Genomic DNA, 21,614 nt, shown 5'->3' on the forward strand with positions numbered 1-21,614 from the left:
AGCGGGCTTGCTCGCGAAGGTCGTTAACGATGACGCGGGCATCCTGAATGAACGCGGCGACCTCAGGTTTTTCGCGAGCAAGCCCGCTCCCACAGAAAAGCAGATCTGTTTTCGCTCTGGTCTTTGCTTTTGCTCTTCAACACTCGCTGTAAGAGCGGAACCCATACCAGCCATCACCCAAATAACGGATATACACCCAAAACCAAAACCTGGCCCAACTCTTGCTCTACCTCCTGTAACCGCACCCTCGACCCCTGTGCGGCGGAGACTCTTATCATGGCAATCACCCCGAACTCGCTTCTTCAGGCGGCCCAAGCGGCCAAGCCTCAAGCGCCCGCTGCCAATCCACCGGCAGTGGCTGCGGACCCGCGGGACAAGGCCCCGGGCTTCGCTCAGGTGTTCGCCAAACAGGCCCCCGCGCCCGCGGCAAAACCCACCGACACCACCACCCGGTCGACCCGCGACAAGCCTGCGGACGCCAGCGCCAAGCCCGCCGCCAACAACGACAAGCCTGCCGCCGGCACTCCATCGGTTGCCGATAACGGCAAGACTTTGCCTGTCACCCCGCCGGCCAAGCCCGACACCCCGGACACCACCGCCAAGACCGACGACACGGCCCCGGCAGATGACCCAACCCTGGCCCAGCAACCCCCGGTCGACCCAGCCGTCGACCCGGCGCTGATGGCCGCGGTAGTCCCCGTTCCCGTCCCGGCAACGCCAGCGCCCGTCGAAACACCGGCACCGGCTGCCGCGAAAGACGACAAGGCCCAGCCAGTGGTAGCGCCACCCGTGGCTGCCACCGATGACGCCAAGCCCGCCTTCGACCCCGAAGCCGACCCACTGGACGCCATGCCTGCCGTACGCCTGGCCATGGAACAGGGCGGTCACGTATCCGCCAGCAGCCAAACCCCAGCCAAAGGCACGTCGGCCCCGACCCAGGATCAGCCAACGGCCGCGCAAAACTTCGCCACTGGCCTGGCCAGCATGGTCGATCAGCAAGCGTCCAAGGACAGCACTGACCAGGGCGGCGACAAAGCCTTCACCGGCCTGATCGACGGCGCCCTCAAAGACCTGAAAGACGCCCGCAGCGACACCCGTGTCGACGATTTCGCCAATCGCCTCGCCGCACTGACCCAGGCCGCCACGCCGAAAACCGCAAATGCCCTGCCACCGGTGGCCAATGCACCCCTGGCCATGCACCAGAGCGGTTGGACCGACGAGGTGGTGAACCGGGTCATGTACCTGTCCAGCGCCAACCTCAAGTCGGCAGAAATCCAGCTGCAACCCGCTGAACTGGGCCGCCTGGACATCAGCGTGAAAATGTCCGCCGACCAACAGGCGCAGGTCACTTTCATGAGCGGGCACGCGGTGGTTCGTGAAGCGCTGGAAAGCCAGTCGGGCCGTCTGCGGGAGATGTTTGCCCAGCAGGGCATGGGCCAGGTCGACGTCAACGTGTCGGACCAGTCCCGTGGCTGGCAGGGTCAGCAGGGCCAGGATCAACAACAGCAGAACCAGGCACGCGGCGTCAGCGGCACTGGCGGGCGGGGTGATGGGGTTGATGGTGGCGGTATCGGTGAGGTGGCAGAGGTTGCTGCGCCGGTGGTGCATTCCGTGATTGGCTCCAGCGCCGTGGACTACTACGCCTAATCCAAGGCCTGGCGATGATCAAAATGTGGGAGCGGGCTTGCTCGCGAATACGGAGTGTCAGTCACCGTTACAGGTGCTGATCCACCGCTTTCGCGAGCAAGCCCGCTCCCACATTGGTTTTGCAGTGTCGGCGAAACCGTGACCGAACTGACAACTCTGGCATAACACTTGCTCTTGCCTTTCCCCAGAACTATGAATCCCTGAATAGTGACGGATTATTGGCATGGCGAAGAGCGACGACGTAGCAACACCACCCGCAGGCAAGGGCAAGCTCAAGCTTATCCTGCTGATTGTCCTGGCCTTGTTCCTGGCGATCGGCTTGTCCGTGGGGGCTACCTGGTACTTCATGCACAGCGCCCAGAGCAAACCGGCCGCGACGGCCGAGGTCAACCCTAACGTCAAGCAACCGGCAATCTTCGAGCCGATGCTTCCGGCGTTTGTCGCCAACTTCAATCAGAACGGCCGTCAACGCTACCTGCAGGTGAGCATTACCCTGCTGGCGCGTAACCAGGCAGACCTGGATGCCCTCAAGGTGCACATGCCAGTGATCCGCAACAACCTGGTGATGCTGTTTTCCGCCCAGCCCTTCGACACCCTCGCCACCCCGGTGGGCCAGGAAATGCTGCGCCAGAAGGTCACGGCCAGCGTGCAGGAAGTGGCCCAGAAGGAAGTCGGCAAACCGGTGATCGAGCAGGTGCTCTTCACTAATTTCGTATTGCAGTAGGATCACGACATGGCCGTGCAGGACCTGCTGTCCCAGGATGAAATCGATGCGCTGCTCCATGGCGTCGACGATGGTCTGGTACAGACCGAAATGGCTGCCGAGCCCGGCAGCGTCAAAAGCTACGACCTGACCAGCCAGGATCGCATCGTCCGTGGACGCATGCCGACCCTGGAGATGATCAACGAACGTTTCGCCCGTTACACCCGCATCAGCATGTTCAACATGCTGCGTCGCTCGGCGGACGTGGCGGTGGGCGGCGTGCAGGTGATGAAGTTCGGTGAATACGTGCACTCGCTGTACGTGCCCACCAGCCTCAACCTGGTGAAGATCAAGCCGCTGCGAGGCACCGCGTTGTTTATCCTCGACGCCAAGCTGGTGTTCAAGCTGGTGGACAACTTCTTCGGCGGTGACGGCCGTCACGCCAAGATCGAGGGTCGCGAATTTACCCCGACTGAATTGCGCGTGGTGCGCATGGTGCTGGAGCAGGCCTTCATCGACTTGAAGGAAGCCTGGCAGGCGATCATGGAAGTCAATTTCGAGTACATCAACTCGGAAGTGAACCCGGCCATGGCCAACATCGTCGGCCCCAGCGAAGCCATTGTGGTCTCCACCTTCCACATCGAACTCGATGGCGGTGGCGGCGACCTGCACGTGACCATGCCGTACTCGATGATCGAGCCGGTGCGCGAAATGCTCGATGCCGGCTTCCAGTCCGACCTCGACGACCAGGACGAACGCTGGGTCAAGGCCTTGCGCGAAGACCTGCTGGACGTCGACGTACCCCTGACCGCCACCGTGGCCCGTCGCCAGTTGCGGTTGCGGGATATTTTGCACATGCAGCCGGGGGATGTGATTCCCGTCGAGCTGCCGGAAGAACTGATCATGCGCGCCAACGGCGTGCCGTCGTTCAAGGTCAAGCTGGGTTCTCACAAAGGCAACCTCGCGTTGCAAGTGATTGAACCGATCAACCGCCGCTGATCCATACTAATTTCTGCTCCGCCGAGGACATGTAATGGCTACTGAACAAGAAAACACTTCCGCCGAAGACCAGGCCTTGGCTGACGAGTGGGCGGCTGCCCTGGAAGAAACCGGCGATGTCGGTCAGGACGATATCGACGCGCTGCTGGCGGCTGATGCGGCCACCGCACCGGTGGGCAACCGCCTTCCCATGGAAGAGTTCGGCAGCGTGCCGAAGAACAACGAGCCGGTAACCCTGGACGGTCCGAACCTGGACGTGATCCTCGACATCCCGGTGTCGATCTCCATGGAAGTCGGCAGCACCGAAATCAACATCCGCAACCTGCTGCAACTCAACCAGGGTTCGGTGATCGAGCTGGATCGCCTGGCCGGTGAGCCGCTGGACGTGCTGGTCAACGGCACACTGATCGCCCATGGCGAAGTGGTGGTGGTCAACGAGAAGTTCGGCATCCGCCTGACCGACGTGATCAGCCCGAGCGAACGCATCAAGAAGTTGCGTTGATATGAAGCGCTCATTGGTAGGACTGTTATCGACGCTGCCCTTGAGCGTAATGGCAGCAGAACCGGTCGCCCAGGCGGCCGCACCGGCGCTCGGCAGTGGCGTTGGCGGGCAACTGACTCAGTTGGTGCTGGGCTTGTTGCTGGTGGTGGGGCTGATCTTCGTGCTCGCCTGGGTGTTGCGCCGCGTGCAGCGCATCGGCCCGGGCAATGCCCAGGTGATTGAACTGGTGGGTTCGCGCGCCCTTGGCCCGCGGGACCGGCTGGTGCTGGTGCAGGTGGGCGACGAGCAGATTCTGCTAGGCATCACCCCCGGCCGCATCACCCCGTTGCACGTGCTCAAGCAGCCTGTGGACGTGGCCCAGACCCAAGCGGCCACGCCGGAATTCGCCCAGCGCCTCATGGAGTTGCTGGGCAAGGATCAGAAGGATAAGAAGTAATGCGCGTTTTATTGACGCTCATGCTGTTGCTGGCAGCGCCGCTGGCGTACGCGGCGGATCCGTTGTCGATCCCGGCGATTACCCTGGGCACCAATGCGGCGGGCGCGCAGGAGTATTCGGTCAGCCTGCAGATCCTGCTGATCATGACCGCGCTGAGCTTCATCCCCGCGTTCGTGATGCTGATGACCAGCTTCACCCGCATCATTATCGTGTTCTCGATTTTGCGTCAGGCCCTCGGCCTGCAACAGACGCCGTCGAACCAGATCCTGACCGGCATGGCGCTGTTCCTGACGCTGTTCATCATGGCGCCGGTGTTCGACAAGGTGAACCAGCAAGCCCTGCAACCGTACCTGGCGGAGAAAATGACCGCCCAGGATGCGATCGACAAGGCCCAGGGCCCGATCAAGGATTTCATGCTGTCGCAGACCCGTTCCAGCGACCTTGAACTGTTCGTGCGGCTGTCCAAGCGGACCGACATCGCCAGCCCCGACATGGCGCCGCTGACCATCCTGGTGCCGGCGTTCGTGACCTCGGAGCTGAAGACCGCATTCCAGATCGGCTTCATGATCTTCATTCCGTTCCTGATCATCGACCTCGTCGTGGCGAGTGTGCTGATGGCTATGGGTATGATGATGCTGTCGCCGCTGATCATTTCGTTGCCGTTCAAGATCATGCTGTTTGTGTTGGTGGACGGGTGGGCGCTGATTATCGGCACCCTGGCCGGCAGTTTCGGTGGGGTGTAGACGATGACGCCAGAAGTAGCGGTCGACCTGTTTCGTGAAGCCCTGTGGCTGACCACCATGATGGTCGCCGTACTGGTGGTGCCGAGCCTGTTGGTGGGCCTGCTGGTGGCGATGTTCCAGGCTGCGACCCAGATCAACGAACAGACCCTGAGCTTTCTGCCGCGCCTGTTGGTAATGCTGATCACCCTGATCGTTGCCGGCCCGTGGCTGGTGCAAACCTTCATGGAATACATCCTGCAGCTGTACGGCAGTATTCCGCAGTTGATTGGCTGACCCCGTGAATTCGATGTTGGCGTTGACCGACACCCAGATCAGCACCTGGGTGGCCTCGTTCATCCTGCCGTTGTTCCGGGTCACGGCGGTGTTGATGACCATGCCGGTGTTCGGTACCACCCTGGTGCCACGGCGCATCCGCCTGTATTTCGCGGTGGCGATCACCGTGGTTATCGTGCCGGGCTTGCCGCCGATGCCGCCGGTGAATGCCCTGGACCTCAGTGCGATGATGTTGATCGCCGAGCAAATCATCATCGGTGCCTTGCTGGGTTTCTCCCTGACGCTGTTCTTCCAGGCCTTTGTGATTGCCGGGCAAATCATCTCGATCCAGATGGGCATGGGTTTCGCGTCCATGGTCGACCCTACCAACGGCGTGTCGGTGGCGGTGATCGGGCAGTTCCTGACGATGCTGGTGACCTTGCTGTTCCTGGCCATGAACGGCCACCTGGTGGTGTTCGAGGTCATGACTGAAAGCTTCACCACCTTGCCGGTGGGCAGTGGGTTGGTGGTCAATCACTTCTGGGAGCTGGTGGGGCGCCTGAGCTGGGTGCTCGGCGCCTCGTTGCTGCTGGTATTGCCGGCGATCACCGCGTTGCTGGTGGTCAACATCGCCTTTGGCGTGATGACCCGGGCGGCGCCGCAGTTGAACATCTTCTCCATCGGTTTCCCGTTGACCCTGGTGCTGGGCATGGGGATTTTCTGGGTCGGCATGGCTGACATTCTCAATCAGTATCAACCGCTGGCGACTGACGCCTTGCAGTTTTTACGTGACTTGGCGCGGGCGCGGTAAGCCATGGCCGAGAGCGAGAGTGGCCAGGACAAAACAGAAGACCCCACGGAGAAACGAAAAAAGGACTCCCGGGAAAAGGGCGAGATTGCCCGCTCCAAAGAGCTCAATACTGTGGCGATCATGCTCGCCGGCTCCGGTGGCCTGCTGATCTACGGCGGTGGTCTGGCCCTGGACCTGATGGAGCTGATGCGCCTGAATTTCTCCCTGCCCCGTGACGTGCTGCTCAGCCCGGGGGCCATGGGCCTGTACCTGCTGCACTCCGGCAAGATCGCGATCCTCGCGGTGCAGCCGATCCTGATTACCTTGCTGCTGGCCGCACTGATCGGGCCGATTTCCCTCGGCGGCTGGCTGTTTGCCGCCGGCAGCATGGCGCCCAAGTTCAGCCGGATGAACCCGGGGCCCGGGCTCAAGCGGATGTTTTCCACCAAGGCCCTGATGGAACTGCTCAAGGCCTTGGCCAAGTTCATCCTGATCCTGTTTGTGGCGTTGACGGTGTTGTCGTCCGACATCGACGACCTGCTGCGCATCGCCCATGAGCCGATCGAGCTGGCGATTATCCACAGCGTGCAGGTGGTGGGCTGGAGTTCGCTGTGGATGGCCTGCGGGTTGATCATCATTGCCGCGGTGGATACGCCGATCCAGCTGTGGGAAAGCCACAAGAAACTGCTGATGACCAAGCAGGAAGTGCGTGACGAACACAAGGACCAGGAAGGCCGGCCCGAGGTCAAACAGCGGATTCGCCAGCTGCAGCGCGAGATGTCCCAGCGCAAGATGATGGCTGCGGTTCCCGACGCCGACGTGGTTATCACCAACCCGACTCACTATGCCGTGGCGCTCAAGTACGACCCGGAGAAGGGTGGGGCACCGATGTTGCTGGCCAAGGGCAGTGATTTCACGGCATTGAAAATCCGTGAGATTGCCGTGGCCAATGACATTCTGCTGCTCGAATCGCCGGAGCTGGCGCGGTCGATCTTCTACTCCACCGACCTGGACCAGGAGATTCCGGCCGGGCTGTACCTGGCGGTGGCTCAGGTGTTGGCGTACGTGTACCAGATCCGCCAATACCGCGCGGGCAAGGGCAAGCGTCCGGATCCGCTCAAAGACCTGCCGATTCCGCCGGATTTGCGTCGGGATTCCTGATTTTGTAGCGCCTGTGCCGGCCTCTTCGCGAGCAAGCCCGCTCCCACATTCGACCGCGTTTCTACAGAAGGTACACGGTTCAATGTGGGAGCGGGCTTGCTCGCGAAGGCGTCTGCCCAGGCAACAAAAATCTCCTGAGCGTACCCGCCATTGCACCTGGCAGCGTTTAAGTCGCCGGCAAGGGCGCTATGTCATCCAGCACCCGATCAGCCAGCAACCGCGCGACTTCAATCAACTGCGCAATCCCCAGCGCGCCTTCCCGCCGCGATCCTTCCAGTTCAAAGGCAAAGTCGCAGGTCAGAGCGTGGGCCGAAGCCAGTGTTTCGGTGAGGTTGACCAGCAGGTCTTCGGTACTGATGCCGTCGATGACGGTGAATAGCACGACGGGGGCGTTGTTGGTTTCGGAACCGAGTGGAGGATTTGGTGTGGGTTTAATCATGGTGAAGCTCCTGAATTAAGTGGAGCTGCCACTTATCGCCGCGACGCGATGGGGTGGTAGCTGTACGCAGGTTCGCGGACCGGGATCAGGAAACCGGCATACCCGAAGGTATCCCACGCACAGCCACCATGGCGCCGCACAGTAGACGATAAAAAGGCGTCAACTGAAAGCGGACAATGGCGCTTTGCGCCTGAATTCACTCGGGCCGCGACGCCCGCCCGCTGCGTTTGCAGCGGTGCCCGAAGACTAGAGATCGACTTTCCCACCAGCAACCCTAAATCCCTGTCGGACGTTTCGCCATCTCCCGTGAACGAGCTTGTGTGGCGAGGGAGCTTGCTCCCGCTGGGGCGCGAAGCGCCCCCAATGAAGCTATCGCGGTTATTCAGGCAAAAACGCGTAAGCCGTTCTGGGGCTGCTGCGCAGCCCAACGGGAGCAAGCTCCCTCGCCACAGGTGATGTGTGTACGGCGCTAGCCCTTCGCTGTCCGTGAGACCGATCTGCTCCCTCAAGCAAAAGTTGGAAGGCTTCTTGCAATACCGCATTCAGGACGCCTCCCGGCGTCAAAAGTTTGCTTCAAGGAAACGAGGAATACCGGTGGATCGCTCTCAAATGCTCAGCACGGCCCGTGGCACCCTGACTGACCTCTCGCGAGGCAATCTGGGTGTGCCGTTGTTGTTGCTGGTGATGCTGGCAATGATGATGTTGCCAATGCCGCCGTTCCTGCTGGACGTGTTCTTCACTTTCAACATTGCGCTGTCCGTGGTCGTGCTGCTGGTGTGTGTGTACGCCCTGCGGCCGCTGGATTTCGCGGTGTTCCCGACGATTCTGCTGATTGCCACGCTGCTGCGGCTGGCGCTTAACGTGGCCTCCACCCGGGTGGTGATGCTCCACGGCCAGGACGGCCACGCCGCCGCAGGCAAGGTGATTCAGGCCTTCGGTGAGGTGGTGATCGGCGGTAACTACGTGGTCGGTATCGTGGTTTTTGCGATCTTGATGATCATCAACTTCGTGGTAGTGACCAAGGGCGCCGGGCGGATTTCCGAGGTGAGCGCGCGTTTCACCCTCGACGCGATGCCCGGCAAGCAGATGGCCATCGACGCCGACCTCAACGCCGGCCTCATCGATCAGAACCAGGCTAAATCCCGTCGTCTTGAAGTCGCCCAGGAAGCCGAGTTCTACGGTTCCATGGACGGTGCCAGCAAATTCGTGCGCGGTGACGCCATCGCCGGCCTGTTGATTCTGTTTATCAACCTGATCGGCGGCATGGCGGTCGGCATCTTCCAGCACGGCATGACCTTCGGCGACGCCGGCAAGGTTTACGCCTTGCTGACCATCGGTGACGGTTTAGTGGCGCAATTGCCATCACTGTTGTTATCTACAGCGGCGGCGATCATGGTGACCCGTGCTTCGGGCTCCGAAGACATGGGCAAGCAGATCAGCCGGCAGATGTTTGCCTCGCCCAAGGCGCTGGCCGTGGCGGCGGGCATCATGGCCATTATGGGCATTGTGCCGGGCATGCCTCACGTCTCGTTCCTGAGCATGGCTGCCATGGCCGCCGGTGGTGCCTACCTGTTCTGGAAAAAGCAAAACAACATCAAGGTGATTGCCCAGCAGGAAGTGGCGCGTCAGCAGGAACTGCTGCCATCGCCGGCCCGGGCCCTTGAAACCAAGGAGTTGGGCTGGGACGACGTGACCCCGATCGACATGATCGGCCTGGAAGTCGGTTACCGTCTGATTCCCCTGGTGGATCGCAACCAGGGTGGGCAGTTGCTGGCGCGGATCAAGGGTGTGCGCAAGAAGTTGTCCCAGGACCTGGGCTTCCTGATGCCTACCGTGCACATCCGCGACAACCTAGACCTGGCCCCCAGCGCCTACCGCCTGACCCTGATGGGGGTGATCCTGGCCGAAGCCGAGATCTACCCGGACCGCGAACTGGCGATCAACCCGGGCCAGGTGTTCGGTACGCTCAACGGCATTACCGCCAAAGATCCGGCTTTTGGGCTGGAAGCTGTGTGGATCGAAATCAGCCAGCGCAGCCAGGCGCAGTCGTTGGGCTACACCGTGGTCGACGCCAGCACTGTGGTCGCGACCCACCTTAACCAGATTCTGTACAAGCATTCCCACGAGCTGATCGGCCACGAAGAAGTCCAGCAACTCTTGCAATTGCTGGCCAAAGCCTCGCCAAAGCTGGCCGAAGAGCTGGTGCCGGGCGTGCTGTCTACCTCGCAACTGCTCAAGGTGCTGCAGGCGCTGTTGGCCGAACAGGTGCCGGTGCGGGATATTCGCAGCATTGCCGAAGCTATCGCCAACAATGCCGCCAAGAGTCAAGATACTGCCGCCTTGGTGGCCGCAGTGCGCGTCGGATTGTCGCGTGCAATCGTCCAAAGCATTGTAGGGCTTGACTCTGAGCTGCCTGTGATCACCTTGGAACCAAGGTTGGAACAAATATTGCTCAATAGTATTCAGAAGGCTGGGCAGGGCGCTGATGAAGGCGTGTTGCTGGAGCCAAGCATGGCTGAGAAGCTGCAGCGTTCGTTGATTGAGGCCGCGCAGCGCCAGGAAATGGAAGGCCATCCGGTGATCCTGCTGGTGGCTGGCCCCGTCCGGGCGATGTTGTCGCGGTTTGGACGCCTGGCTATACCGAATTTGCATGTATTGGCTTACCAGGAAATTCCTGACAATAAGCAAGTGACTATCGTCGCGACAGTAGGGCCCAACGGCTGAGGTAGTGGGATATGCAAGTGAAGCGTTTTTTCGCCGCCGATATGCGTCAGGCCATGAAACTGGTACGTGATGAGTTGGGCGCCGACGCTGCGATTATCGGTAACCGTCGTATTGCCGGCGGTGTGGAGCTGACGGCTGCCCTGGATTACAAGCCCTCGGCCCTGGCGCCGCGTGTGCCGAACATGGAACTGGAAGACGAGCTGCGCAAGACCGCTTCGCGCATTGTCTCGGCCCAGGCTGAACTGAGCATGCGTGGCGACAGTGACGCTTCCACCAATCGCCAGTTGTTTGCCGGGTTGCCGCTGACGGCGTCCGAGCCTCTGGTAGAGCCGACTTTTGTTGAGCCGCCGCGTCCTGCTGCGCCCGCCCCGGCGGCAGCGGTAGACCAGCGGGTGTTCGACTCGATGCGTTTCGAACTCAACGGCCTGCGTGAACTGCTGGAAGTGCAGTTGGGCTCCCTGGCCTGGAACCAGTTGCAGGGCAGCCAGCCACAACAGGCCAACCTGTGGCGTCGCCTGCAACGCATCGGCCTGTCCGGCCCGTTGTCCCGCGACCTGCTGCAACTGACCACCCAAATTGAAGAACCTCGCCAGGCCTGGCGCATGCTCCTGGCCCACTTGGCGCGGATGATCGTCACCCCGGAAATCGAACCCCTGGAAGAAGGCGGTGTGATTGCCATGGTCGGCCCTGCCGGCATGGGCAAGACCACCACCCTGGCCAAGCTGGCCGCACGTTATGTGCTCAAGTACGGCGCGCAGAACATCGCGCTGGTGAGCATGGACAGCTACCGCATTGGCGCCCAGGAGCAACTCAAGACCCTGGGCCGCATCCTCAATGTGCCGGTGACCCACGTCGACCCGGGCCAGTCCCTGGCCAACGCCCTCGACCCGCTGCTGCGCAAGCGCGTGGTGCTGATCGACACCGCCGGCCTGCAAGCCAGTGACCCGGCTCTGCGCATGCAGCTGGAAAGCCTGGCCGGGCGCGGGATCAAATCCAGAAACTATTTGGTACTTGCCACTACCAGCCAGAAGCAGGTATTGACGGCCGCCTACCACAGCTACAAGCGCTGTGGGCTGGCGGGCTGCATCCTGACTAAACTGGATGAAACGGCAAGCCTGGGCGAAGTGTTGAGCCTGGCCATCAGTCATGAGTTACCGGTTGCCTACCTGACCGACGGGCCGCGGATCCCGGATGATTTGCATCTGCCGCGCCGTCATCAGTTGGTCAGCCGGGCTGTCAGCGTGCAAATGCAGGAAGAACCGAGTGAGGAAGCGATGGCTGACATGTTTGCTGACCTCTACCACAGCCCGAACAAGCGAGTCGGCTGAGGCAATATGAACACATTGCAAAGTATCTACATCGATGGCCTGCCAGCAGTTCCCGCGGCCAACTTATGTAGCCTGCGTCTAAGCAAGACAAGGTAAAGAAATAAAATGGGCAGCATGCATCCCGTACAGGTGATCGCGGTGACCGGCGGCAAAGGTGGCGTCGGGAAAACTAACGTGTCAGTGAATTTGTCCCTGGCTCTGGCAGAGCTTGGCCGTCGCGTCATGCTGCTGGATGCTGACCTGGGCCTGGCGAACGTCGACGTTCTGCTGGGACTGACGCCCAAACATACCCTGGCCGATGTGATCGAAGGCCGCTGTGAGCTGCGCGACGTACTGTTGCAAGGCCCCGGCGGGATTCGCATCGTGCCGGCCGCTTCCGGCACCCAGAGCATGGTGCACCTGAGCCCGGCGCAGCATGCCGGCCTGATTCAGGCGTTCAGCGACATCGGCGACAACCTCGACGTGCTGGTGATCGACACCGCCGCCGGGATCGGCGAATCCGTGGTCAGCTTCGTGCGCGCCGCCCAGGAAGTATTGCTGGTGGTGTGCGATGAACCGACCTCGATCACCGACGCCTACGCCCTGATCAAACTGCTCAACCGCGACTACGGCATGAACCGCTTCCGCGTGCTGGCCAACATGGCCCAAAGCCCGCAGGAAGGGCGGAATCTGTTCGCCAAGTTGACCAAGGTCACAGATCGCTTCCTTGATGTCGCCTTACAATACGTTGGCGCAGTTCCTTACGACGAGTGCGTACGCAAGGCCGTGCAAAAGCAGCGTGCGGTCTATGAAGCGTTCCCTCGTTCGAAGTGCGCATTGGCGTTCAAGGCTATTGCCCAGAAGGTCGATACCTGGCCGTTGCCCGCCAATCCTCGGGGGCATCTGGAGTTTTTCGTCGAGCGATTGGTGCATCAGACGAGCGCAGGACCGGTGCTATGACAGCCAGCGGCTACAACCTTTACAAAAAGTCGGCACGTGACAGTCAGGTCGAATTGATCGAGCGCTATGCGCCCCTGGTCAAGCGCATTGCCTATCACTTGCTGGCGCGCTTGCCTGCCAGTGTCCAGGTCGAAGACTTGATCCAGGCCGGGATGATCGGCTTGCTCGAAGTGTCGACCAAGTACGACGCGAGCAAGGGCGCGAGTTTCGAGACCTACGCGGGGATTCGTATCCGTGGGGCCATGCTCGATGAGGTGCGTAAAGGTGATTGGGCGCCGCGTTCGGTACACCGCAATACGCGGATGGTGAGTGACGCAATTCGCTCAATTGAAGCAAAAACCGGTCGCGACGCTAAAGATCACGAAGTTGCGGCCGAACTCCAATTGAGTCTCGACGATTATTACGGGATTTTGAACGATACCTTGGGCAGCCGCCTGTTCAGTTTCGACGACCTGTTGCAGGACGGCGAGCATGAAGGGCTGCACGAGGACGGCGCGAGTGCTCATCTCGAACCGTCACGCGATCTGGAAGATGAACGCTTCCAGCGTGCGCTGGCGGACGCGATTGCTAATTTGCCGGAGCGTGAGCGACTGGTGTTGGCGCTGTACTACGACGAAGAGCTGAACCTCAAGGAAATCGGTGAGGTCCTGGGAGTCAGCGAATCGCGGGTCAGCCAGTTACACAGCCAGTGCGCGGCCCGCTTGCGGGGGCGTTTGGGAGAGTGGCGAGCGCGCTGACAGGCAGTGTGGGGACACTGCGAACGATACCGTCCGGGCTCTGCGCCCGGACGGGCTTGGCCCGTGGTGCGCCCCCGGTAGTCCTTTTTGTGTAACGCCTGTTGATTGATATGGCGCGCCCAGGTGCTGGGCGCGTTTAAGACTGCTTGGAGGTCGAATTGGACAAGAACATGAAAATCCTCATCGTTGATGACTTCTCAACGATGCGGCGGATCATAAAAAACCTGTTGCGTGACCTTGGGTTCACTAACACGGTCGAGGCGGATGACGGCATTACGGCGATTCCGATCCTCAACAGCGGGAGCATCGACTTTCTGGTAACAGACTGGAACATGCCGGGCATGACCGGTATCGATCTGCTGCGCCACGTGCGCGCTGATGAAAAACTGCGCAGCCTGCCTGTGCTGATGGTGACCGCTGAAGCCAAGCGTGAACAGATCATCGAAGCCGCCCAAGCCGGGGTTAACGGCTACGTGGTCAAGCCATTCACTGCACTGGCCTTGAAAGAGAAGATCGAAAAGATCTTCGAACGCATCGGTCATTGATGCTGCCACGGGGGAGCTATGGAGCATAAAGAATCATCGCAGGCCGACTTTGAGTCGACCCTGAAAAAACATGCTCACCAACTTGTCGAAAGCCTTGAAAAAGGCCATTTCGGTGACGCGGTGCAGTTGATCCATGAGCTCAACCAGACCCGTGACCGCGGCCTGTACCAGGAAGTGGGCAAGCTCACGCGTGAGTTGCACAGTGCGATTGTCAATTTTCAGATTGACCCGCACATGCCCCAGGCCGAAGAAATCTCGCAGATCACGGATGCCACCGAACGCCTGTCCTATGTGGTCAGGCTGACTGAGGCGGCGGCCAACCGCACCATGGACCTGGTGGAAAACGCCACGCCTCTGGTCAACGGTATGGCCAGTGAAGCCAAGGCCCTGAGCACTGACTGGGGCCGGTTCATGCGTCGGGAAGTGGGCGCGGAAGAGTTTCGCGAGCTGGCGCGTCGGGTCGAGGGCTTTTTGTCCCGCAGCGAGCAGGAAAACCGTACGGTTTCCAGCAACCTGAATGACATTCTGCTGGCCCAGGACTACCAGGACCTCACCGGTCAGGTGATCAAGCGCGTTACCCAACTGGTCACCGAAGTGGAAAGCAACCTGCTCAAACTGGTGTTGATGGCGGGCCAGGTCGACCGGTTTGCCGGCATCGAACATGACCGCGAAGCGATCCTTTCTGAAAAAGATCCACAAAAACACCTCGCCAAGGGTGAAGGTCCGCAGATTCATGCCGATAAACGTGAAGACGTTGTATCCGGGCAAGACGACGTAGACGATTTGCTGTCCAGTTTAGGCTTCTAAGGAGCACACCCATGAGCTTCGGCGCCGATGAAGAAATCCTTCAGGATTTCCTTGTAGAGGCCGGCGAAATTTTAGAGCAACTGTCCGAACAACTGGTCGAGCTGGAAAGCCGACCGGATGATGCGAACCTGCTCAATGCAATTTTTCGCGGTTTTCACACTGTAAAAGGGGGCGCCGGCTTCCTCCAGCTCCACGAGCTGGTGGAGTGCTGTCACATCGCCGAGAACGTGTTCGACATCCTGCGCAAGGGTGAGCGGCACGTCGACTCGGAACTGATGGACGTGATCCTGGAAGCGCTGGACGCGGTCAACGGCATGTTCAGTGAAGTGCGCGAACGTGCACCGATCACGGCCGCCACTCCGGAACTGCTGGCCGCCCTGGCGCGCCTGGCGGAACCGGCGGCCAATGCGCCGGTGGTCGAGGCGGTGGCTGAGCCTGTCGCCGAGCCTGCGGGCGACGTGACCGACAGCGAATTTGAGCAACTGCTGGACTCGCTGAACGCCGTCAAGGCCGAAGCCGAGGCTCCGGCGGCCAGTGCGCCGGCCGTGGTGCCGACCACTGAGGACATCACTGACGCCGAGTTCGAGTCATTGCTCGACCAGTTGCACGGCAAGGGCCAGTTTGCCCCGGACGCGGTGGCCGCAGCGCCAGCGCCTACGGAAGCCGCGGCGCCTGCCAGCAACGAAATCACCGACGACGAATTTGAAGCGCTGCTGGACCAGTTGCACGGCAAAGGCTCGTTTGCTGCCGATGCACTGCCGGAAGTTGCCGCAACCGCCGCCGCAACCGCAGCACCGGCTGCTACTGCTGACGCTGCACCGGCCGCCGATGGACTGATCTCCGATCACGAATTCGAAGCGCTGCTGGATGAACTGCACGGCAAGGGCAAGTTCACCGAAGTGGTCGGCGCTGCTGCACCGGCTGCTACAGCTGCCGCAGCGGTGGCAACTCCAGCGCCGGTGGCCGCCAAGGCCGCTGCACCAGTAGCTGCCAAACCTGCACCGGCCCCAGCACCCGCGCGTGCCGCTGCCGCTCCGGCCGCCGAAAAGCAACCGGCCAGTGAAGCCGAAACCACCGTGCGGGTTGATACCGCGCGCCTGGACGACATCATGAACATGGTCGGCGAACTGGTGCTGGTGCGTAACCGCCTGGTGCGCCTGGGCCTGAACAGCGGCGATGAGGCCATGCAAAAGGCCGTGTCGAACCTCGACGTGGTCACCGCCGACCTGCAAACCGCCGTCATGAAGACCCGGATGCAGCCGATCAAGAAAGTCTTCGGCCGCTTCCCGCGCCTGGTTCGCGACCTGGCACGCCAGCTCAAGAAAGAGATCAACCTGGAACTGGTGGGTGAAGAAACCGACCTCGACAAAAACCTTGTCGAGGCCCTGGCCGACCCGCTGGTCCACTTGGTGCGCAACGCGGTCGACCACGGTGTCGAGACGCCGGAAGAACGCGAAGCCTCGGGCAAGAACCGCCAGGGCAAAGTGATCCTGGCGGCCGAACAGGAAGGCGACCATATCCTGCTGTCGATCACCGACGACGGCAAAGGCATGGACCCCACGATACTGCGCAACATTGCGGTCAAGCGTGGCGTGATGGACAAGGACGCCGCCGACCGCCTCACCGACACCGAGTGCTACAACCTGATCTTCGCCCCGGGCTTCTCCACCAAGACCGAGATTTCCGACGTGTCGGGCCGTGGCGTGGGCATGGACGTGGTGAAGACCAAGATCAGCCAGCTCAACGGCTCGATCAACATCTACTCGACCAAGGGCCAGGGCTCGAAGATCGTCATCAAGGTGCCGTTGACCCTGGCGATCATGCCGACCCTGATGGTGATGCTGGGCAACCAGGCGTTCGCCTTCCCGCTGGTCAACGTCAACGAAATCTTCCACCTCGACCTGTCGCGCACCAACGTGGTGGACGGCCAGGAAGTGGTGATCGTACGCGACAAGGCGCTGCCACTGTTCTACCTCAAGCGCTGGCTGGTGGCTTCGGCCAAGCATGAAGAGCAGCACGAAGGCCATGTGGTGATTCTCTCCGTGGGCACCCAGCGGATCGGCTTTGTGGTCGATCAGCTGGTGGGCCAGGAAGAAGTGGTCATCAAGCCTTTGGGCAAAATGCTGCAGGGAACCCCGGGCATGTCGGGTGCGACCATTACCGGTGACGGTCGGATCGCGCTGATTCTGGATGTTCCGAGCATGCTCAAGCGTTACGCCGCACGGCGTATTTGATTCGGTCCGGGCAGGGCGGTTGTCCCTCGCCCGGCCTAACGGAGTGTTTATGGTAGTCAAGGTCCTGGTGGTGGACGATTCAGGTTTCTTCCGCCGCCGCGTCTCGGAAATTCTTTCATCGGATTCCAATATCCAGGTGGTCGGCACGGCCACCAACGGCAAAGAGGCGATCGATCAGGCCATGGCCCTCAAGCCAGACGTGATCACCATGGACTACGAGATGCCGATGATGGACGGCATCACGGCGGTGCGGCACATCATGCAGCGCTGCCCGACTCCGGTGTTGATGTTCTCTTCGCTGACCCACGAAGGCGCCCGGGTCACCCTGGATGCGCTGGACGCCGGCGCGGTGGACTTCCTGCCGAAGAATTTCGAAGACATCTCGCGCAATCCCGAGAAGGTCAAGCAGATGCTATGCGAGAAGGTGCACAGCATCTCCCGCAGTAACCGACGCAGCCTGTTCAGTGCACCGGCGCCGGCACCTGTTACACCGCCACCGGCAGCCCCGAGCACCTTTGGTCGCCCGGCGCCTGCGCCGGTTGCGCGCCCGGCCGCAGCACCTGTGCGTACGGCTGCGCCCGCCGCGCATTCGCCTGCACCCAAGCGCAAGGCCTACAAGCTGGTGGCCATCGGTACGTCCACGGGCGGCCCGGTTGCCTTGCAGCGGGTGTTGACCCAGCTGCCGGCCAACTTTCCTGCGCCGATCGTGTTGATCCAGCACATGCCGGCTGCGTTCACCAAGGCCTTCGCCGAGCGCCTGGACAAGTTGTGCCGCATCAGCGTCAAGGAAGCCGAGGATGGCGACATCCTGCGCCCGGGCCTCGCGCTGCTGGCCCCTGGCGGCAAGCAGATGATGGTCGATGGCCGGGGTGCGATCAAAATCCTGCCGGGTGACGAGCGCCTGAACTACAAACCGTGTGTGGATATCACCTTCGGTTCCGCCGCCAAGTCCTACGGCGACAAAGTTCTGGCGGTGGTATTGACCGGCATGGGCGCCGACGGCCGTGAAGGCGCGCGCCTGCTCAAGCAGGGCGGCAGCGCGATCTGGGCCCAGGATGAAGCCAGCTGTGTGATCTATGGCATGCCCATGGCCATCGTCAAAGCCGACCTGGCCGACGCCATCTACAGCCTGGACGACATCGGCAAGCATCTGGTGGAGGCCTGCCTGTAATGGATGTATTGAGCCTGATTGGCATCATCATGGCGTTTGTCGCGATTATCGGCGGCAACTACCTCGAAGGCGGCCATCTGGGTGCCCTGGCCAATGGCCCGGCAGCGTTGATTGTGATCGGCGGCACGGTGGGCGCAGCCTTGCTGCAGTCGCCCATGAGTTCGTTCAAGCGCGCGATGCAGATCCTTATCTGGATTATTTTCCCGCCGCGTGTCGACCTGCCGGGCGGCGTCGACCGGGTGGTCAACTGGAGCCTCACGGCGCGCAAGGAAGGCCTGCTGGGCCTGGAAGGCGTGGCCGATGCCGAGCCCGACAGCTACGCACGCAAAGGCCTGCAATTGCTGGTGGACGGTGCTGAGCCGGAAGCGATTCGCAGCATCCTGGAAGTGGATTTCTACACCCAGGAAAGCCGCGACATCAACGCGGCCAAAGTCTTTGAAAGCATGGGCGGCTATGCGCCGACCATCGGCATCATCGGTGCGGTGATGGGCTTGATCCACGTGATGGGCAACCTGGCGGATCCGTCGCAACTGGGCAGCGGGATCGCCGTGGCGTTCGTCGCTACCATCTACGGCGTGGCCAGTGCCAACCTGGTGTTGTTGCCGGTGGCCAGCAAGCTCAAGTCGATCGCCATGCGCCAGTCGCGTTATCGCGAGATGTTGCTGGAAGGCATCCTCTCGATTGCCGAGGGTGAAAACCCGCGCTCCATCGAATTGAAGCTCCAGGGCTTCATGGATTGATGGGAGGTATTTGTTGTGAGCCGTCGCCGCCGCGAGCCTGAAGAACACGTCAACCATGAACGCTGGCTGGTGTCCTACGCCGACTTCATTACGCTGTTGTTCGCTTTTTTTGTGGTGATGTACTCCATTTCCTCGATCAACGAAGGCAAGTACAAAGTCATTTCCCAGGCGCTGATCGGCGTGTTCAACGACGCTGACCGTGCCCTCAAGCCGATTCCCATCGGCGAAGAACGCCCCAAGACCGTGACCCCGGCCAAGCCGCTGGTCAATGACAGCGATGAAACCGCCGCCGGCATCGGTGGCACCAGTGACCCGCTGAAAAGCATCGCCGATAACATCAGTGCGGCCTTTGGCGACCTGATCAGCTCCAACCAGATGACCGTGCGCGGCAATGAGTTGTGGGTGGAAATCGAGCTGAATTCCAGCCTGCTGTTCGCCAGCGCCGATGCGATGCCCAGTGACCAGGCGTTCACCATCATCGACAAGGTGGCGGCGATCCTGAAGCCGTTTGAGAACCCGGTCCACGTTGAAGGATTTACCGACAACCTGCCGATCAGCACGGCGCAGTATCCGACCAACTGGGAGCTGTCTTCGGCCCGCGCGGCGAGTATTGTGCGGATGCTGGCGATGCAGGGTGTGAACCCCGGGCGCCTGGCGTCGGTGGGGTATGGCGAGTTCCAGCCGGTGGCCAATAACGCCACGGCGGAAGGCCGCGCGCGCAATCGTCGGGTGGTGCTGGTGGTGTCGCGCAACCTGGATGTGCGCCGCAGCCTGACCGGTACCGGCACCGCCAATGCAACACCGGATGCCGCGTTGAAGCGGGCTGGCACACAAACTGCACCAGCGCCCGTAAAGGCGCCGGTTCGCGGGAGTGCCGTCAATTCTCCGTCACCGGCTCTATAACCCCATGCCATTTCTCGGTCGAGCCTGTGTCTGCCGGGAGGAACAATCAGAATGAGAGTCTGGGCAGTTGCCAATCAAAAGGGTGGTGTCGGTAAAACCACCACTTCCATCGCCTTGGCCGGCTTGCTGGCAGAGGCCGGCAAGCGTGTGGTCGTGGTCGACCTGGACCCCCACGGCTCCATGACCAGCTATTTCGGCTATGACCCGGATGCTCTGGAGCACAGTTGCTACGACCTGTTCCTGCACAAGGGCAGCGTGCCGACCGATTTGCCGGGCGAACTGTTGCTGCCCACCAGCAATGAAAAGATCTCGCTGTTGCCGTCCAGCACCGCCCTGGCCACCCTTGAGCGTCAGTCGCCGGGGCAGAGCGGCCTGGGCCTGGTGATCGCCAAGACCCTGGCGCAGCTGTGGCAGGACTTCGACTATGCGATCATCGACAGCCCGCCGTTGCTGGGTGTGCTGATGGTCAACGCCCTGGCCGCCAGCCAACAGCTGGTGATCCCGGTGCAGACCGAGCACCTGGCCGTCAAAGGCCTGGAACGCATGGTCAGCACCCTGGCAATGATCAACCGCTCACGCAAACAGGCGTTGCCGTTCAGCATCGTGCCGACCCTGTTTGACCGCCGTACCCAGGCCTCCCTCGGAACCCTGCGGGTATTGCGCGACGCTTATCCGGACACCATCTGGCAAGGCTACATCCCGGTGGATACGCGCCTGCGGGATGCGAGCCGGGCAGGGCTGACGCCATCGCAATTCGACGGCAAGAGCCGTGGGGTGCTGGCGTATCGGGCGTTGCTCAAGCACCTGTTGTCCCAGCAACTTGTGGCGCAGGTGGCGTGATGATCATAAACAGCCCTGTAGGCGCCTGGCTTGCCAGCGATGCAGACGCCGCAGTTTTTCTGACAAAACCGGCTCTCGATTCAAGTCCGGGCACTTACAGGCCGATAACCTCTGCATACAGGGTTGGTGGGGCTTGCGCGTGGGCATACAGATGAACCGTCCCGTTGATTTCAAGACCCGGCCGCAACTGGCGCTGGAGTCCTACCTGGACGCCTTGCTCCAGGAAGCGACCGAGGAAATGCCGGAACCGGTTCTGATCCTCGATGAAGTCATCGAGCCTGAACCTGCGGCTCTGGACGAGTTTCAGTTGGCGGTCCTGGAAGAACAGGCACGTGATGCGTTGGTGGTTCCCGTAGCCGTTCCGGAGCCTGTTGCGCCTGTGGTGGTCGCGCCGGTGGTTGAGGTTCACCTCCCGCCGAGCATCACCCCGCCGCCGGTGCAGGGCGATGGTCGCCCGGTGTGGGCCGCAGAACCGTTCGAATGCTTGCTGTTCGACGTCGCCGGGTTGACCCTGGCGGTGCCGCTGGTGTGCCTGGGGTCGATCTACTCCCTGGAAGGCCAGGAGTTGACGCCGCTGTTCGGCCAGCCGGAGTGGTTCCTCGGGATCCTGCCGAGCCAGCAGGGCAACTTGAAGGTACTGGACACCGCGCGTTGGGTCATGCCCGACCGCTATCGGGATGATTTCCGCCAGGGCCTGCAATACGTTATTTCGGTCCAGGGCTACGAGTGGGGGCTGGCAGTGCATCAGGTCAGCCGTTCATTGCGCCTGGACCCGAACGAAATCAAATGGCGCAGCCACCGCGGCCAGCGGCCATGGCTGGCGGGCACCGTGATCGAACACATGTGCGCGTTGCTGGATGTCGCCGAACTGGCGGAGCTGATTGCCAGCGGCGCGGTAAAAGCCATGCCGCTCAACAAACGCACTTGATAACAAGCAGCAGTGCTACGGCGCTGCCCAAGAACACACACCGTAA

22 protein-coding genes are annotated in these 21,614 nt (G+C 61.3%); 21 read left to right on the forward strand and 1 reads right to left on the reverse strand.

Annotated features, from left to right (window positions below):
• The first annotated feature begins 276 nt into the window (after window positions 1-276).
• The 9 genes from D109_RS0114020 (at window position 277) to flhB (ending at window position 7,233) form a co-directional block, all read left to right on the forward strand.
• Entirely contained in the window at window positions 277-1,647 is a 1,371-nt protein-coding gene (locus D109_RS0114020; protein ID WP_017477462.1) for a flagellar hook-length control protein FliK, read from the forward strand.
• Between the two features lie 223 nt (window positions 1,648-1,870).
• The gene (gene fliL / locus D109_RS0114025; protein WP_017477463.1) at window positions 1,871-2,371 is read left to right on the forward strand and encodes a flagellar basal body-associated protein FliL; all 501 of its coding nucleotides are present in this window, start codon (window positions 1,871-1,873) and stop codon (window positions 2,369-2,371) included.
• Window positions 2,372-2,380: 9 nt separating this feature from the next.
• Window positions 2,381-3,349, forward strand: a complete 969-nt coding sequence (gene fliM / locus D109_RS0114030; RefSeq protein ID WP_017477464.1) for a flagellar motor switch protein FliM — start codon at window positions 2,381-2,383, stop codon at window positions 3,347-3,349.
• 34 nt (window positions 3,350-3,383) lie between these two features.
• Window positions 3,384-3,851 carry a flagellar motor switch protein FliN gene (fliN, locus tag D109_RS0114035; protein ID WP_017477465.1) on the forward strand — a complete coding sequence of 156 codons (468 nt, stop codon included), beginning with the start codon at window positions 3,384-3,386 and terminating at the stop codon, window positions 3,849-3,851.
• Between the two features lies 1 nt (window position 3,852).
• Window positions 3,853-4,287 carry a flagellar biosynthetic protein FliO gene (fliO, locus tag D109_RS0114040; RefSeq protein ID WP_026077957.1) on the forward strand — a complete coding sequence of 145 codons (435 nt, stop codon included), beginning with the start codon at window positions 3,853-3,855 and terminating at the stop codon, window positions 4,285-4,287.
• A complete protein-coding gene (gene fliP, locus D109_RS0114045) occupies window positions 4,287-5,030 on the forward strand; it encodes a flagellar type III secretion system pore protein FliP (RefSeq protein ID WP_003214554.1) in 744 nt (247 codons plus the stop codon). The genes fliO and fliP overlap by 1 nt, the downstream gene beginning before the upstream one ends.
• A 3-nt stretch (window positions 5,031-5,033) precedes the next feature.
• Window positions 5,034-5,303, forward strand: coding sequence for a flagellar biosynthesis protein FliQ (gene fliQ, locus D109_RS0114050; RefSeq protein WP_003214552.1), 270 nt, complete (start codon window positions 5,034-5,036; stop codon window positions 5,301-5,303).
• Between the two features lie 13 nt (window positions 5,304-5,316).
• A complete protein-coding gene (fliR, locus tag D109_RS0114055) occupies window positions 5,317-6,093 on the forward strand; it encodes a flagellar biosynthetic protein FliR (protein ID WP_003214551.1) in 777 nt (258 codons plus the stop codon).
• Between the two features lie 3 nt (window positions 6,094-6,096).
• Window positions 6,097-7,233: a flagellar biosynthesis protein FlhB gene (gene flhB, locus D109_RS0114060; RefSeq protein WP_017477467.1), complete on the forward strand. Its 1,137-nt coding sequence runs from the start codon at window positions 6,097-6,099 to the stop codon at window positions 7,231-7,233.
• A gap of 166 nt (window positions 7,234-7,399) precedes the next feature.
• Here the strand turns inward: flhB and D109_RS0114065 are convergent, their stop codons facing one another.
• Entirely contained in the window at window positions 7,400-7,672 is a 273-nt protein-coding gene (locus D109_RS0114065) for a DUF6124 family protein (RefSeq protein ID WP_017477468.1), read from the reverse strand.
• Between the two features lie 609 nt (window positions 7,673-8,281).
• On the opposite strand from D109_RS0114065, the gene flhA reads away from it, so the two are divergent.
• The 12 genes from flhA to D109_RS0114125 all read left to right on the forward strand — a co-directional run bounded on the left by flhA (window position 8,282) and on the right by D109_RS0114125 (window position 21,568).
• The gene (gene flhA / locus D109_RS0114070) at window positions 8,282-10,396 is read left to right on the forward strand and encodes a flagellar biosynthesis protein FlhA (RefSeq protein ID WP_017477469.1); all 2,115 of its coding nucleotides are present in this window, start codon (window positions 8,282-8,284) and stop codon (window positions 10,394-10,396) included.
• 11 nt (window positions 10,397-10,407) lie between these two features.
• On the forward strand, window positions 10,408-11,724 hold the full coding sequence (flhF, locus tag D109_RS0114075) for a flagellar biosynthesis protein FlhF (RefSeq protein ID WP_017477470.1): 1,317 nt from the start codon (window positions 10,408-10,410) through the stop codon (window positions 11,722-11,724).
• A gap of 105 nt (window positions 11,725-11,829) precedes the next feature.
• Window positions 11,830-12,663, forward strand: a complete 834-nt coding sequence (fleN, locus tag D109_RS0114080; RefSeq protein WP_003192912.1) for a flagellar synthesis regulator FleN — start codon at window positions 11,830-11,832, stop codon at window positions 12,661-12,663.
• Window positions 12,660-13,400 carry an RNA polymerase sigma factor FliA gene (gene fliA, locus D109_RS0114085; protein WP_003214541.1) on the forward strand — a complete coding sequence of 247 codons (741 nt, stop codon included), beginning with the start codon at window positions 12,660-12,662 and terminating at the stop codon, window positions 13,398-13,400. Before fleN ends, fliA begins: the two co-directional genes overlap by 4 nt.
• A 170-nt stretch (window positions 13,401-13,570) precedes the next feature.
• A complete protein-coding gene (locus D109_RS0114090) occupies window positions 13,571-13,945 on the forward strand; it encodes a chemotaxis response regulator CheY (protein ID WP_005790040.1) in 375 nt (124 codons plus the stop codon).
• Between the two features lie 18 nt (window positions 13,946-13,963).
• On the forward strand, window positions 13,964-14,752 hold the full coding sequence (locus D109_RS0114095) for a protein phosphatase CheZ (protein WP_017477471.1): 789 nt from the start codon (window positions 13,964-13,966) through the stop codon (window positions 14,750-14,752).
• Window positions 14,753-14,763: 11 nt separating this feature from the next.
• Window positions 14,764-16,986 (forward strand): chemotaxis protein CheA, encoded by a 2,223-nt coding sequence (locus tag D109_RS0114100; RefSeq protein WP_017477472.1) that lies wholly within the window; start codon window positions 14,764-14,766, stop codon window positions 16,984-16,986.
• Window positions 16,987-17,035: 49 nt separating this feature from the next.
• Window positions 17,036-18,157: a chemotaxis response regulator protein-glutamate methylesterase gene (locus D109_RS0114105; RefSeq protein WP_017477473.1), complete on the forward strand. Its 1,122-nt coding sequence runs from the start codon at window positions 17,036-17,038 to the stop codon at window positions 18,155-18,157.
• Window positions 18,157-18,897 carry a flagellar motor protein gene (locus D109_RS0114110; RefSeq protein ID WP_017477474.1) on the forward strand — a complete coding sequence of 247 codons (741 nt, stop codon included), beginning with the start codon at window positions 18,157-18,159 and terminating at the stop codon, window positions 18,895-18,897. The genes D109_RS0114105 and D109_RS0114110 overlap by 1 nt, the downstream gene beginning before the upstream one ends.
• Window positions 18,898-18,912: 15 nt before the next feature.
• Window positions 18,913-19,800, forward strand: a complete 888-nt coding sequence (gene motD, locus D109_RS0114115; RefSeq protein WP_003210644.1) for a flagellar motor protein MotD — start codon at window positions 18,913-18,915, stop codon at window positions 19,798-19,800.
• Window positions 19,801-19,851: 51 nt separating this feature from the next.
• Window positions 19,852-20,640: a ParA family protein gene (locus D109_RS0114120; protein ID WP_017477475.1), complete on the forward strand. Its 789-nt coding sequence runs from the start codon at window positions 19,852-19,854 to the stop codon at window positions 20,638-20,640.
• 151 nt (window positions 20,641-20,791) lie between these two features.
• A complete protein-coding gene (locus D109_RS0114125; protein WP_017477476.1) occupies window positions 20,792-21,568 on the forward strand; it encodes a CheW domain-containing protein in 777 nt (258 codons plus the stop codon).
• Window positions 21,569-21,614 lie beyond the last annotated feature (46 nt).

Origin of the sequence: Pseudomonas sp. PAMC 26793 (assembly GCF_000313235.1) — a bacterium.
GTDB classification, from domain to species: Bacteria; Pseudomonadota; Gammaproteobacteria; order Pseudomonadales; family Pseudomonadaceae; genus Aquipseudomonas; species Aquipseudomonas yamanorum.